This window comes from Phyllobacterium calauticae (assembly GCF_019991125.1).
Lineage (GTDB): Bacteria > Pseudomonadota > Alphaproteobacteria > Rhizobiales > Rhizobiaceae > Phyllobacterium > Phyllobacterium calauticae.
The window spans coordinates 375,793-389,712 of record NZ_JAGENB010000004.1 but is presented as its reverse complement, the minus strand read 5'-3'; the positions used below and the strand labels follow the sequence as shown (position 1 = coordinate 389,712).

The following is a 13,920-nucleotide window of genomic DNA, read 5'->3' as shown; positions in this document are numbered from 1 at the left end:
TTGATCAACTATCTGCCATTGTATTTCTGGCTGCTGCCAGAACCTGCAACAGGCGGTTGGGATCAATGGCTTTGCAGATGCTGCCTTTGCGCGGTTTGAGGCAAGTCATGTCCTCTGCTGCCAGCATTGCATTAATGACGGCTTCATCGATCGCATCGACCGCCGCAAGATATACCGGATTGAGCCAGTCGTCGGGAATGCATTCCATCCAGCGCGAAGCGGTGGCGAGTTCACGTCTGGTAAAGGCATTGGCAGTGGTGAAGGCAAGGAAAATGTCCCCCGAGCTGTTGCCGCCGGGACTACCGCTGCGAGAAATGCCAATCCCGCCACGCTGGGCGATACGTTCGAGTTGATTTGGCAAGAGCGGGATATCGGTTGCAATGACGGCGATGATCGAACCTTGCTCGGCATCGTACATCCGGTTCTCGCGAAGATGTCGGCCGACTGGGACCCCGAGCACGGTCAACCAGTCACGTAATCCATAATTCGCCTGTACCAAGACACCGACAGTGTAGTCTTGCCCCGCAAGACGTACGATCCGGGAGGCCGTACCGGTGCCGCCTTTGAACTCATAGGCGATCATGCCGGTGCCGCCCCCGACATTGCCCTCCGCGAGTGGCCCGGATGTTGCTGCCGCGAGCGCCTGCATCACGTGTTCCTCCCGCACATGCTGGCCATTGATGTCATTCAGCACACCATCATAGGTTTCAGCCACGACAGGCATGGCCCAGACGTGATCGGTGAGGAATTCCTCAGCGTACGCGCGGATCATCCATTTCGTGGCGGCAGCGTGTACGGCTCCGACGCTGTGGGTGTTGGTAAGGCAGATTGGCCCCGAAAAATGGCCGGCATGGCGTATCCAGTGACTACCGGTCATCTCGCCGTTGCCGTTTAGCGCGTGGATGCCTGCCCATACGGGTTGCATCTCTTTTGTGTTCCTGCGCGGCAGGATAGCTGTAACGCCCGTACGCACTGGGCCTTCGCCGACACGCAGCGGCCCATCGCCCTCGATGATCGTCCGATAGCCGACCGTCACGTTCGGCACATCGGTAATCGCATTCCAGATACCCGTGCGGCCCTGGAAGTCCAGTTCCAGCTCGCGGCCGCGTCGTTTTCTCTCCTGCCTCTCCATCGTTCCCTCAAATTTTTGATATGTAAGTAACATGTATTGACATTTAGGTTATGTTTATATCGCTGTAAAGTGGAAACTGGCCAGAAGAGCCATAACCAGAGAAGGGAAAGTTGCATGAAACGGAAGTACATCATCCCAGCAAGTGCCCTTGTAGCCCTGCTGTTGTCGAATGCGGTCTCGGCCGAGGAATTGATCCGCATCTGTTCACCATATGTGACGACGACGCTCGACCCGATCCGCTCGGCATCGGCCGGAAACATCGAAGCCTTCGGCCAACTCTATGCACGACTCTTACGCCGCGACCCGTCCGGCCAACGCCAGCCGGAGCTTGCTGAAAAATAGACGATTTCCAAAGACGGGTTGGAGCTTACCTTTACGCTTCGTGCAGCAAAATTTTCCAACGGCGTTCCGATCACAGGAGACGATGTCGTCTTCAGTCTGACGCGCGCAATGAGCGATAAGAAATCAGTCTATAGCGCTACGCTGGCTGCTGTCGAACGTGTCACCGCTGAGGGCGGGAATATCGTGAAAGTCAAATTGAAGTATCGCTTCGCGCCGGCTCTGGACAACCTCGAGGTCTTCAACACCGGCATCGTCTCGAAGACGGACGTCGAAACTCGCGGCGACAAAGCTTTTACCGACAAGCCTGTTTCCTCAGGTCCCTATGTGGTACGGGAATGGCGTCCGAACGACCGACTGATCCTTGAGCCGAATACGAATTATTGGCGCGGGGGCTATCCAAAGAACAGCGGCGCCGAATTCATTGAGGTTGCCAACCCGAACCCCCGCGTGTCCATGCTGATGTCTGGGGAGCTGGACGCGGTGCGCGATGTCCCGTGGGCACAGCTCGACAACGTCGGTGCGCGCGATACTCTGCGAGACGCATTGGAACCGTCGACCATCATATATATGACACTCCTCAACGAACGACGCCCTCCGTTCAACAACGTCAAGATTCGGCAGGCAGCCGCGCATGCTCTGAATGTCTCTGCCATCACCAAGGCCATGACCGAAGGTCACGGCACACCTGCCAACACGACGCTGCCTAATGCTCTCGACTACCACGCCAAAGACCTGCCCGGTCTTGCATACGATCCTAAGCTGGCGCGAATGTTGCTCACTGACGGTGGATACGATGGCAAGGAGCTGACGATCCTCATCTCTGCCGGTAGCGATAACGAGAAACTGGCAACATTGCTTCAAGCGCAATGGACGGCTGTAGGCCTGAAAACGAAGATAGAAAAGGTCGATCGCGGCGTGTGGTGGGAACGCGTTCCCGCAGGTGACTACGATCTCGCGCCAAGTTGGTGGTATAACGAAACACCGGATCCAGATCTTGCCGTGCGTTGGGCGATCTGCGGCACTTGCGGCACGCACAGTTTCCATACCTATTATGACAATCCTAAGGTCAATGAGTTGACTGAACAGGCGGTGCGCGAACTCGAGCCAACTAAGCGTGACGTGCTCTATCGCGAGATCCAGAGGATATCGACCGAAGAGGTCGCTCAGATTCCCCTCTACTATCCGCCATATGCCAACGCTTATGCCAAGGCCCTTGAAGGCCTCTCCCTCAGCCCTTCGTTGCAATGGTCTCTCGAAGAAGCTGTTCTGGCCAGATAGACCCGGACGACTGCCGCGCGGCGCGGTTGATTGGCTTTTCTTGCCGGAACGGGTGCCGTTCCGGCTCACCGGCAAAACCTGCGTTCAACGCAAAGACCAGTGGATCCAGTATGGCATTTCTAGCGATTCTTGTGAGACGGCTGCTTTCGACCTTCCCGGTGATAGTCGGCATCACTTTGGCCAGCTTTCTGCTTGTGCATCTGTCACCGGGCGATCCGGCCCGTCTCCTGCTTGGGGACCGGGCTAGCGAAGAGGCCGTGACACAATTGCGCAATCAACTCGGGCTCAACAACGGCCTTGTTGAGCAGTATACCACTTACCTCGGGAACTTGTTGCGAGGCGACCTCGGCTACTCGCTCCGTTTCCAGAAACCGGTAATCGAGCTCATCTGGCAATTCCTCCCGCCGACGCTTTTCCTCGTCACCTACGTTTTGGTCATCAGCATTCCGCTCACCCTAGTGCTGGCTGTGGTTGCCGCACGAAATCACAATCGGTGGCCCGATCAGGTAATCCGATTAAGTGTTATCGTTGGTATGACCTTTCCGGTTTTCTGGTTGGCGTTGATGATGTCGCGATATTTCGGGGTGGAGTTGGGCTGGTTTCCCGTAAGTGGTTATGGTGAAGGCCTGTTTAGTCATCTCCGCCACCTGTTTCTGCCCGCCGTCAGCACCGCGCTATGGCTGGTGCCGCTGCTGCTGCGCAATCTGCGGGCGACACTGATCCAAGAAATGGAGGCGGACTATGTCGTTGCCGGTCGTTCGAAGGGCTTGACGGAGGGAACGAACTTCACCCGTCATATTCTGGTCAACTCGCTGGTTCCCACGCTCAATCTGCTCGGCGTCATGCTTGCCTATCTGATTGGCGGCGCCGTCGTGGTCGAGATCGTCTATGCAGTTCCCGGTATCGGGACACTGATGGTCAATTCGGTGCTCGGGCGCGATTTCCACGTCATCCAAGGACTCACCATGGTCTACGTGTTGCTGACCGTGCTGATCACTCTGACCGTCGATGTGCTCTCCTCACTGATAGACCCGAGGATCAAGCTATGAGCATTGTTGACTTCCTCGCTCGCAAGGGCGCGCTCGAATTTTCCCTCGGCGTTGCCATCCTGTTGTTCCTCCTCCTGCTTGCGCTTGCCCCGCCGTCCGTCCATCATCCGTTCGGCGCCGATCATCTCGGCCGTGACGTTTTAAGTCGCACCATCCATGCAATTCGCATCGACCTCTGAATGGGCTTGGCGGGGGTAGTCATGCCACTGGTGCTCGGCACGTTCGCGGGCCTTGCCGCCGGCTATTTTGGCAACTGGACAGATGTCGTTCTCTCACGACTCTTCGACGTGACCATCGCGTTTCCCTTCTTCGTGCTTGTCATTGCGATCGTCGGCCTCATGGGACCTGGGCTCACTAACTACTTCGTCGCGCTGGCGCTGGTCAGCTGGGTTTCCTATGCACGACTGGTGCGCGCGCAAACCGCGATCCTACGCGACAAGGATTACGTGCTGGCAGCCAAGGTGCTCGGCTATTCCACTCCGGTTATCCTCGCACGTCACCTCATGCCCTCCATACTGCCGATGGTCCTCGTCTACGCGACCACTGACGTTGTCATGATCTTACTCGCCGGCGCGAGCCTCGGCTTCCTCGGCCTCGGTGTACAGCCCCCGACACCCGAATGGGGCGCAATGATCGCCGAGGGCCAGCCATATGTGGTTGACGCCTGGTGGATTTGCCTGTTCCCAGGTCTCGCCGCCATCTTCTTGGGCTTCGGGTTTGTTCTTGTCAGCGACGGGCTTGGAAGGATGATGCAGCAATGAGCGATGCTCCCCCTTCTCTCCTCTCCGTCCAGGACCTTACCGTCTCATTCGGTGCCCTGTCCGTCGTTCATAACGTGAGTTTCGATCTGAGGCCCGGCGAGGTGCTCGCGATCGTCGGCGAAAGCGGCTCGGGCAAGAGCGCCATAGCGAAGGCTCTGACGCGATTGGTCGTGCCGTCGGGCGGACATATTCTCTTCCGCGGCGACGACATCAATCGACTGAAAGGTGCAGGGCTTTCCGCCTATCGCCGCCGCGTGCAGATGGTCTTTCAGAACCCGTTCGATTCGCTCAATCCGGCGATGACAGTGGTTGACGCCATCGCTGAGCCGCTCCGTCGCCACGGTATTTCAGGGGCCGCCGAAGCTCGCCGCCGGGCACTTGGCATGATGCGGCAAGTGGAGCTACCTGAGGAGTTCGCCCATCGCCGCCCGCGGCAGCTTTCTGGCGGACAGTGCCAGCGTGTAGGGATCGCGCGCGCTGATATTAGATCCGGAAGTGCTGGTCGCCGATGAGATCACCTCGGCCTTGGACGTTACGATTCAAGCCCAGATCATCCGTCTTCTCGCCCGGCTGCGGCGCGAGCGCAACCTGACGGTGATCTATATCTCCCACGACCTTGACGTCGTGCGGAAGCTCTGCGATCGCATCGCAGTCTTCCGCACTGCGCGACTGGTGGAGACGGGCGAGACATCGACAGTGCTCGATCAGCCTCAAAGCGAATATACGGCGTTGCTCCGCGATTCCGTACCGCGTATGGATGTCGAGACCGGGGACGTCTGATGAAGCCGGTAGGATGCAGATCGGGAGGAAAGCATGGGCGCTGACAGCTCCAAGCGCGCCACCAAGCGCGGCCTTGAAACGGATCTCAATACAATCCTTGAGCGGGGACTTGCGGGTGAGGATATGGGATGGTCGCGCTCGGCGCGAATGATCGCTTCGCACCTGCGCGACAACTGGGACAGTCTGCCCTACGAGACTGGTGCCTCTCTTGCCGCAGCACTGGGACTCAGCGAGATGACGGTAATCCGCTTCATTCGCCAGCTCGGCTACGCCAACCTCAAGGATTTCAAAGAGGCGCTGAAGCCTGCTCCTGGCACAGAGGCAGTCGGCATGGACAACGTCTTCAAGCGCCTGAGGCTCGATTCGCTGGGCGAACAGACTCTGGAAAAGAGCCTTGAGCGCGAGCTGGAGGCCATCACCGAAGCCTACAAGCTGGCGACGCTGCCACGCTGGCGGTATTGCGTTGAGGCATTGGCCAACTCGCAGTTCGTGACCGTGGTGGGGTTCCAGGCGTCGCGAGGGATGGCCATCGATTTTGCGAGCAGGCTGCAATATGTTCGGCCGAGGGTGCGTTTTGCCGATAACCATACCGGTGTTTTCGCCGAGATATTCGACATGGTTGGCGAGAGCCATTGCCTCTTGTTGCTTGACACCTACGCCTACGCGCGGACGGGCGTTCTACTTGCGCGGAAGGCGCAGGAAATGGGCATGCCACTGATCATCGTTACGGACAAGTTCACCAATTGGGCCTACGACTATACCGATCTCGTGCTCCAGGGAGAAACCTTTGTTGAGACCTTCTGGGACTCGTCGGCCAGCCTCACGGTGATTCTCAATCTGCTGATCGATTCGGTGGCAAAGCAGCGCAGCAAGACAGTTCAGGAGCGTGTCGAAGCGATGCGCGAACTCGGCCGACATTTCGACGAGTTCGACATGATCCGCGCAGTTCACGATCGGCCTGGGCGGTTGGCTGAGTAAGGGCCTGTCGCATCCTGTTCGGCATCAAGCCTTAGCTCAGCCGTTGCAACAGAACCGTCGGCACCTGCAAGTATTGTGTTGCAAAATGTGATATCTATTGCACTGTTAGCGTATGACCGTTGCGATTCATCCCGATGTCCAACCATTTATAGTGGCACCTTTAAACGAGGGCAGCATGCGGGCAATTTATAATCATGTCTGAATCACACAATCACGCAAACAAAGCGCTTGCTCCGCGCCGACACGACGAAATCCTGAGGCGAATTGCTTCCGATGGATCTGTGAGCATTGCCGATTTGTCGGCATTTTTTGAGGTGTCACGCGAAACAATACGAAGAGATCTCAAACTCCTGGGCGACAAGGGGCAACTTGAACTTATTCACGGCGGAGCCGTACGCTTTGATGCAATTGAGCCGGGTTTAGGCGAACGGACCCGGGAAAACGCGCAAGGCAAGCGTGTTATCGGAGGAATTGCGGCGGCGTTGGTCGAGGATGGTATGGTCGTCTTCCTTGACTCCGGAACCACGACTTTTGCAGTTGCCCATGCACTGGCTGGTTCGCGTTTGAATTTGACCGTATGCACTTCCAGTCTCGCGATTGCTTTGTTCTTGTGCCATCAGCCAAACATCAAGGCTCACATTCTCGGAGGTGAAATCGATCCGCGGGAGGAGGCTGCAGCTGGTTTGGATGTGTTGCAGGCTGTCGAGCGTTTTCGGATCGATATCGCGTTTCTGGGGGGAGGGGCCGTATCGCCGGATGGAGATATTACCGATTTTACAACGGCCGGCTCCTTGTTGCGCTCGCAAATGATTTCTAAGGCGCACAAGGCATATTTCGTTCTTGATAGCTCGAAGTTTGGGCGTCTGACGCCAATGAAGATTTCAAACACTGTGAAGGCGGCTGGAATCATTACGGATCGGCGACCCAAGGATGTTCTATTGAATGTTCTGGTTGAAAGGGGCGTGGATCTCCTGTTTCCATTACGCTGAATGTTGCATTATGTGATATTTATTGTTGATATGTTGCATTTTGCTGCGTAGGATGATTCATCTCTTTTTGATGGGTGGATCGTCATGACGAAAGCATTTCCAACACAGGCACGTGTAGTCATCATCGGTGGGGGCATTATCGGTTGTTCTGTCGCCTATCACCTGACCAAACTTGGCTGGACCGATGTGGTTCTCCTGGAACAGGGCCAGCTTAGTGGAGGCACCACGTGGCACGCAGCAGGCCTTGTCGGGCAGCTTCGCAGCCATGCCAACATGACAGGCCTGATCAAATATTCGACCAAACTCTACAGCGAACTGGAGGCTGAAACCGGTCTTGCAACCGGCTGGAAGAACTGCGGTTCGCTTGCCGTTGCCCGCACGCAGGACCGCATGACTGTCCTGAAGCGTACCGCCGCCTCGGCGCGTGCTCAGGGTGTTGACGTGGACGTCGTTTCACCAAGGGAAGCCGCGGATATCTGGCCTGTCATGGCATCGGACGATCTGGTTGGCGCTGTCTGGCTGCCTGGCGACGGCAAGGCCAATCCCACCGATCTGACGCAGTCGCTTGCCAAGGGAGCCCGCAATCGCGGTGCGCGTGTCATCGAGCGGGTCAAGGTCTCCGGTATCACCGTCAAAAACGGCGTTGCCTGTGGGGTGGAGACTGATCAAGGCAATATTGCTGCTGACGTCGTGGTGAACTGTGCGGGCCAATGGGCCCGGCAGGTCGGTCTGATGTGCGGTGTGTCTGTTCCGCTGCATTCCGCTGAGCACATGTATATCGTGACCGGAAAGATCGACGGCGTTCATCCCGATCTTCCAGTGCTGCGCGATCCCGATGGTTTCATCTATTTCAAGGAAGAAGTCGGCGGTCTTGTCATGGGCGGGTTTGAGCCGGAGGCCAAGCCATGGGGAATGAGCGGCATTCCGGAGAACTTTGAATTCGCACTGCTGCCGGACGACTGGGATCAATTCGAAATACTGATGCAGAATGCGCTGATCCGGGTGCCGCAGCTGGAACATGCGGAGGTGCGCAAATTCTACAACGGCCCAGAGAGCTTTACGCCCGATAACAACTTCATTCTTGGCGAAGCGCCGGAATTGAAGAATTTCTTTGTTGGCGCAGGTTTCAATTCGATGGGTATTGCCAGTGCCGGCGGCGCGGGCAGGGCACTGGCCGAATGGATCGTCAATGGCGCCCCAACCATGGATTTGTGGCCGGTCGATATCCGCCGTTTTGCCTCGTTCAACAACAATCCGCGATGGCTGCATGACCGGGTCAAGGAAACGCTTGGCCTGCACTACGCCATGCCCTGGCCAAATCGTGAGCTCGATACGGCTCGTCCCTTCCGCCGCTCGCCGCTTTATGACCGTCTTGCTGCCAAAGGTGCATGCTTTGGTTCGAAAATGGGATGGGAACGGGCAAACTGGTTTGCCGCGGCGGATGAAAAGCCGCAAACACAATATGCCTTTGGCCGACAGAACTGGCATGAGGCGGTGAAGCGCGAAATGAAGGCGACCCGCGAAACAGTGGCGCTCTTTGACCAGACGTCTTTCGCAAAACTGTTGGTACAGGGACGGGACGCATGCGTTGTACTCAACCGCATTTGCGCCGCCGACGTCGATGTTGAAATCGGCCGCTCAGTCTATACCGGCATGCTGAACGAACGCGGCGGCTATGAAACTGATCTGACGGTGATGCGGCTTGCGGCCGATAAATTCCTCATCGTGACAGGCTCGGCTCAGGCGGTGCATGACGCTGATTGGATCCACAGGAATACGCCGGAAGGTTCGCATGCCTGTCTTACGGATGTTACCTCCTCTTACTCCGTTCTTGCGCTGATGGGCCCAAACTCCCGCGCTGTTCTCAGTAAAGTCACGTCAGCGGACTTGTCGAACGAGGGCTTTCCCTTCGCGACGATCCGCGAAATCGACATCGGCTATGCCACAGCCTACGCCAACCGTATGACCTATGTCGGCGAACTCGGCTGGGAACTCATCGTGCCGACGGAATTTGCCGTTGGTGTTTACGAGACATTGCACGAAGCGGGGCGCGAACTGGGGCTCATCGATGCGGGTTACTATGCACTTGAAGCACTGCGCCTTGAGAAGGGCTTCCGTGCCTGGAGCCGCGAGCTAACGCCTGACATCAATCCTTTCGAAGCCGGTCTTAGCTTTGCTGTCGCCTTGGACAAGCCCGGCGGTTTCATCGGGAAGGACGCGCTGGTCAAGGCAAGGGAAGGCGGCGTGCTACGCCGGCGCATTGTGCAGTTTACGGTAGATCATAGCGTCCCGATGCTTTGGGGCGGCGAGCTGATCTTGCGCGATGGCAAACCGGTTGGCGAGGTTCGCTCGGGCGCCTATGGCCATACGCTTGGCCGTTCAGTAGCGCTTGGATTGATCGAACATCCAGATGGTGTCAGCAAGGAGTTCATCGAAAGCGGCAGCTTCTCGATCGATCTGGCGGGCGAACTTTACCCGGCGACAGCGCACATGCGCAGTCCCTATGATCCAAAGTCTGATCGGGTGAAGGCCGATATCGTGACGGTACAGGCAGCCGCTTAGGCTGCCGGTCCCAGTGACTTGGCGATGTCGAGAAAGACACGCACCAGTTTGCCTGCGCTGCGCTCGCGCAGGCAGATGAGTGCTTCGTCCATCAGCACGTCCGGCCCGGCGATGGGAATCTGCACAAGACGATTATCCTTGCCAAACTCGGCGGATGACACAAAGCCAACGCCAGCGCCGGATGCCACGATTTCACGGACGGCCTCGCGGCCTTCCGCCTCGATGGCTGGCTTGAGCTCAAAGCCCATGCTGGCAGCACGCTCCTGCAATTTTTGCCGGGTTTTCGAGCCGCGCTCGCGCATGACCAACGGGAAATGTGTCAGCTCTTCCAGTGTAAGTGATTTTGCTGTGGCGAGCGGATGTTCGGTGGAGACAAAGGCGACGATAGGGGTTGAATTGAGCTTGAGTATTTCAAAATCACGCCCGGTAGGGACCTCGCCCAGGACGCCAATATCGGCCTCATAGCTATAGAGGCTGCTGATCACAGTCTCGGTATTGCCTGCGCGTACGGAAACCTGAATGCCTGGATATCTCTCGCGAAATGTGCCGAGAATGTGCAGGAGATGGTGCGCCGCATCGGCGACGATACGCAACGTCCCTGCGCGCAGGGCGCGAGATTCTGAAAGAAGCTCCAGTGCCTGCTGCTCCGTATCGAACATGCGGTGGGTTATTTCCAGAAGCCGTTGCCCGGCTTCCGTCAGGGTCACCTGCTTCTTGTTCCGATTGAACAGCAGGATGTCATATTCTTCTTCGAGCTTGCGTACCTGATCGGAAATCGCCGGCTGGGTCAGGAACAGCATCTCGGCCGCACGGGAAAACCCGCCGTAGATTGCCACATGGTGAAAGGCACGAAGCTGAACGTAGCGCATAATATCTCCCAAGCAGTTCAGCGCGAACTTATCATAAGTTTTGTTAATATAAATATCGAAACTAACGATTTGATTTATGTGCAGGCTCAATTGAGTCTGTAATGGGATCAGTCGCCTCTTGCACGGTTCCGGAGGGAGCCGTTGTTATGCAGTTTTCACTAGTCCTTCTCCATCTTTCCGGTGCAACGATGCTGTTGCTGTGGGCTGTCCGTATGGTTCGAACCGGCGTTGAGCGCGCTTTTGAATCCAGTTTGCGTGAAGCGCTGCGTGGCACAAGGAACAGTAAGATCAGGGCTGCCGCAGCTGGCGCAGCACTTGCCGTTGTGCTGCAAAGTTCAACGGCGGTCGCCGTTCTTGCGTCCGGCTTTGCCGCCAGCGGTGTTCTGGTGGTTTCGATGGGGCTTGCGATCCTACTCGGAGCCGATGTTGGTTCGGCAATGGTGGTACAGATACTGTCCTTTGATCTCAGTTGGATGATTCCAGTCTTGTTGCTGGCCGGTGGAACCCTCTTTCTCAAGTTCGAGTCGCGGTTGATTGTTCAAATAGGACGCATTCTGCTTGGAATAGCATTCATTCTTTTGTCGCTGCACATGATTGCCGAGGCAACCGCGCCCTTGCGGCACAGCGAATTTTTGCCGGTAGCGATAGGCTATCTCAAGGAGGATTATCTGACAGCATTTTTCGTGGCAGCGCTTTTCACCTGGCTGATCCATTCCAGCGTTGCTGCAATCCTCTTGTTTGTTACATTTGCGATGCAGGGTCTTTTGCCTACAGAGGTAGGATTCGTCTTTATACTGGGCGCCAACCTTGGTGGAGGTTTGATCGGGTTTTGGCTGACACGCGGTCAGGGCTTGGAAGCCCGGCGATTGCCCCTTGGCAATCTCATATTTCGCGGCATCGCCGCTGTGATTGCGCTGATAATACTGCATCTGACGGCTGTCCCCCTTGACCTGCTTGGGACGAACCAGGCGCGCCAGCTCGTTAATTTTCACCTGGCGTTCAATCTTGGTTTGCTTGTTTTCTGTCTTCCATTGACCGGGCTTGTCGAACGGCTTGTTTTGTTAATGCTTCCCGATATTGCGCCTCAGAAAAACGATGTGAATGACCTGACCTCGCAGCGCATAAGCGCGCTAGATAGGACAGTCATTCGGACTGCGGGTTTGGCCTTGGCAAGTGCAACGCGTGAGGTTTTGCATATGGGTGAGGTGGTCGAGATTATGCTGCAGCCGGTGATGAAACTCCTTGACGCCGGTACAAAGGCACAGATCGAACAGGCTCAAAAGTTGGACATCAAGGTGAATCGCGCTCACACCGATATCAAGCTCTATATCGCCGAAATCAACCGTGGAATCATGACCGCGCTAGAAGCGCAGCGGGGCATCGAGTTGATAGACTTCTGTATCAATCTCGAACGGGCCGGAGATATTATTGCCAAGAATCTTCTGGTTCTTGCGCTGGAGAAAAATGAGAAGGATTTGCATTTTTCAAAGGCCGGCTGGTCGGAATTGACTGCAATTCACGAGCGCGTCCTCGTCAATATGCAACTCGCAATGAATGTACTGGTTTCGGGGGATGTGGTTTCAGCGCGGCAACTCGTCATAGAAAAAGAGCGGATGCGCAAGCTCGAACGCCAAAGCCACGAACGGCATTTGCATCGTTTGCAATCCGGTGCGCAGGAGAGCATCGAAACCAGCGATATTCATCTGGAAACAGTACGGGCGTTCAAAGAGATCAACTCTCTATTTGCCTCGGCGGCGTATCCGATCCTGACCCAGAATGGTCATCTGCTGGAAAGCCGGCTGGCTCAACCCGCCTGACCAGTTTTCATGCCGAACCGGGTTGTCTCAATTCATGCACGATGTATCGATTAGATTTATACATAGATACAAAATAACGATTTTACATATATATCGTATCCATGGGAGATGATGGACAAGAGCACTTCATGTCAGTCAGGAGGAATGACAATGTTGACCGGAAGCCAGACTACAGCGGTAACCCCATTCGAAACGCCAGAGCTTGGCGAACCATATCTTCTGACACCCGGCCCGCTCACTACCTCCTATGCTGTCAAGCAGGCGATGCTGCGTGACTGGGGTTCGTGGGATGGCGATTTTCGCGCCATGACCGCGGAAATGCGCAGCCGCCTCCTCGCGCTGACCGGCGACAAAAATGATGAGTTTGACTGTGTTCCTATGCAGGGAAGCGGCACATTCGCCGTTGAGGCCATGCTGGGCAGTTTCCTGCCACGGGATAGTAAAACGCTTGTTTTGGTCAATGGAGCGTATGGCCAACGTATTGCACAAACGCTGGACTATCTTGGCCGGGCCCATACCGTGATCGATAAGGGCGACTACATGCCCCCACGCGGAAGTGAGGTTGCGGCTGCGCTCGACGCCGATCCCGCCATTACCCATGTGATCATCGTCCACTGCGAGACCAGCTCCGGCATCCTTAATCCGGTGCACGAGATTTCGGAGACGGTCTATGCCAAGGGGCGCAAGCTGCTGATCGACTCGATGAGTGCATTCGGTGCCATCTCGCTCGATGTAAACGAAATCCGCTATGAGGCGATGGTTTCGTCCGCAAACAAATGCATTGAAGGCGTACCTGGCTTCGGCTTCATCATTGCCCGCAAGAGCGAGCTGGAAGCCGCCAAGGGGCGCAGCCATTCACTCAGTCTCGATGTGCATGCGCAGTGGGCGCATCTGATCAAGACCGGGCAATGGCGCTATACGCCGCCGACGCACGTGGTTGCAGCCTTTCTGGTAGCACTGCGCCAGCACGAAGTGGAAGGTGGTGTTGCCGGACGCGGTGCGCGCTACGCAAACAACCGCGATGTGATGGTCGCAGGAATGCGCGAACTTGGCTTTGAAACCCTGCTCAAGGACCGCTGGCTTTCGCCGATCATCGTCACCTTCTTCAATCCTGCCCATCCGGACTTTTCGTTCGATCGCTTCTACGAACTGATGAAAGACAAGGGCTTTATCATTTATCCCGGCAAATTGACCGTCGTGGACAGCTTCCGTGTTGGCTGCATCGGCCGCATGGACGAACATGTCATGCGCCGCGTCGTCAAGGCTGCCAGAGAATCCCTGCGCGAGATGGGTGTTGATACGGCGGCGCCTCCTGCCGCTGCTATCGCCGAACGCGCCAAACTTGCCGCCTGAACCGCTTCAT

14 protein-coding genes are annotated in these 13,920 nt (G+C 56.4%); 12 read left to right on the top strand and 2 right to left on the bottom strand.

Annotation, left to right across the window (positions count from 1 at the left end; all coding sequences use genetic code 11):
- Nucleotides 1-4: 4 nt before the first annotated feature.
- Complete coding sequence (locus J1W56_RS17225; protein WP_223614521.1) at nucleotides 5-1,165, bottom strand: DmpA family aminopeptidase; 1,161 nt, start codon at nucleotides 1,163-1,165, stop codon at nucleotides 5-7.
- Between the two features lie 81 nt (nucleotides 1,166-1,246).
- Between J1W56_RS17225 and J1W56_RS17220 the strand changes: the two genes are divergently transcribed.
- From J1W56_RS17220 to J1W56_RS17175, 10 genes are all read left to right on the top strand, one after another.
- Nucleotides 1,247-1,474: a hypothetical protein gene (locus tag J1W56_RS17220; protein ID WP_223614520.1), complete on the top strand. Its 228-nt coding sequence runs from the start codon at nucleotides 1,247-1,249 to the stop codon at nucleotides 1,472-1,474.
- 3 nt (nucleotides 1,475-1,477) lie between these two features.
- On the top strand, nucleotides 1,478-2,752 hold the full coding sequence (locus tag J1W56_RS17215; RefSeq protein WP_319025567.1) for an ABC transporter substrate-binding protein: 1,275 nt from the start codon (nucleotides 1,478-1,480) through the stop codon (nucleotides 2,750-2,752).
- Between the two features lie 110 nt (nucleotides 2,753-2,862).
- Nucleotides 2,863-3,801, top strand: coding sequence for an ABC transporter permease (locus J1W56_RS17210; protein ID WP_223614518.1), 939 nt, complete (start codon nucleotides 2,863-2,865; stop codon nucleotides 3,799-3,801).
- Entirely contained in the window at nucleotides 3,798-3,980 is a 183-nt protein-coding gene (locus J1W56_RS17205; RefSeq protein ID WP_223614517.1) for a hypothetical protein, read from the top strand. Before J1W56_RS17210 ends, J1W56_RS17205 begins: the two co-directional genes overlap by 4 nt.
- A 21-nt stretch (nucleotides 3,981-4,001) precedes the next feature.
- Nucleotides 4,002-4,562 carry an ABC transporter permease gene (locus J1W56_RS17200; protein WP_223614516.1) on the top strand — a complete coding sequence of 187 codons (561 nt, stop codon included), beginning with the start codon at nucleotides 4,002-4,004 and terminating at the stop codon, nucleotides 4,560-4,562.
- A complete protein-coding gene (locus J1W56_RS17195; protein WP_223614515.1) occupies nucleotides 4,559-5,074 on the top strand; it encodes an ATP-binding cassette domain-containing protein in 516 nt (171 codons plus the stop codon). Before J1W56_RS17200 ends, J1W56_RS17195 begins: the two co-directional genes overlap by 4 nt.
- 13 nt (nucleotides 5,075-5,087) lie before the next feature.
- Nucleotides 5,088-5,342 (top strand): hypothetical protein, encoded by a 255-nt coding sequence (locus J1W56_RS17190; protein WP_223614514.1) that lies wholly within the window; start codon nucleotides 5,088-5,090, stop codon nucleotides 5,340-5,342.
- 33 nt (nucleotides 5,343-5,375) lie between these two features.
- Nucleotides 5,376-6,320 carry a MurR/RpiR family transcriptional regulator gene (locus J1W56_RS17185; RefSeq protein ID WP_223614513.1) on the top strand — a complete coding sequence of 315 codons (945 nt, stop codon included), beginning with the start codon at nucleotides 5,376-5,378 and terminating at the stop codon, nucleotides 6,318-6,320.
- Nucleotides 6,321-6,514: 194 nt separating this feature from the next.
- On the top strand, nucleotides 6,515-7,309 hold the full coding sequence (locus tag J1W56_RS17180) for a DeoR/GlpR family DNA-binding transcription regulator (protein ID WP_223614512.1): 795 nt from the start codon (nucleotides 6,515-6,517) through the stop codon (nucleotides 7,307-7,309).
- Nucleotides 7,310-7,393: 84 nt separating this feature from the next.
- Nucleotides 7,394-9,871, top strand: a complete 2,478-nt coding sequence (locus tag J1W56_RS17175; RefSeq protein WP_223614511.1) for a GcvT family protein — start codon at nucleotides 7,394-7,396, stop codon at nucleotides 9,869-9,871.
- Here the strand turns inward: J1W56_RS17175 and J1W56_RS17170 are convergent.
- Complete coding sequence (locus tag J1W56_RS17170) at nucleotides 9,868-10,740, bottom strand: LysR substrate-binding domain-containing protein (RefSeq protein ID WP_223614591.1); 873 nt, start codon at nucleotides 10,738-10,740, stop codon at nucleotides 9,868-9,870. The genes J1W56_RS17175 and J1W56_RS17170 overlap by 4 nt on opposite strands.
- A 146-nt stretch (nucleotides 10,741-10,886) precedes the next feature.
- Here J1W56_RS17170 and J1W56_RS17165 point away from each other — a divergent pair, with 146 nt between their 5' ends.
- Together J1W56_RS17165 and J1W56_RS17160 are read left to right on the top strand one after the other, a co-directional pair.
- On the top strand, nucleotides 10,887-12,557 hold the full coding sequence (locus tag J1W56_RS17165) for a Na/Pi cotransporter family protein (protein WP_223614510.1): 1,671 nt from the start codon (nucleotides 10,887-10,889) through the stop codon (nucleotides 12,555-12,557).
- A 150-nt stretch (nucleotides 12,558-12,707) separates the two neighbouring features.
- Nucleotides 12,708-13,910: a 2-aminoethylphosphonate--pyruvate transaminase gene (locus J1W56_RS17160; RefSeq protein ID WP_223614509.1), complete on the top strand. Its 1,203-nt coding sequence runs from the start codon at nucleotides 12,708-12,710 to the stop codon at nucleotides 13,908-13,910.
- Nucleotides 13,911-13,920: the final 10 nt, after the last annotated feature.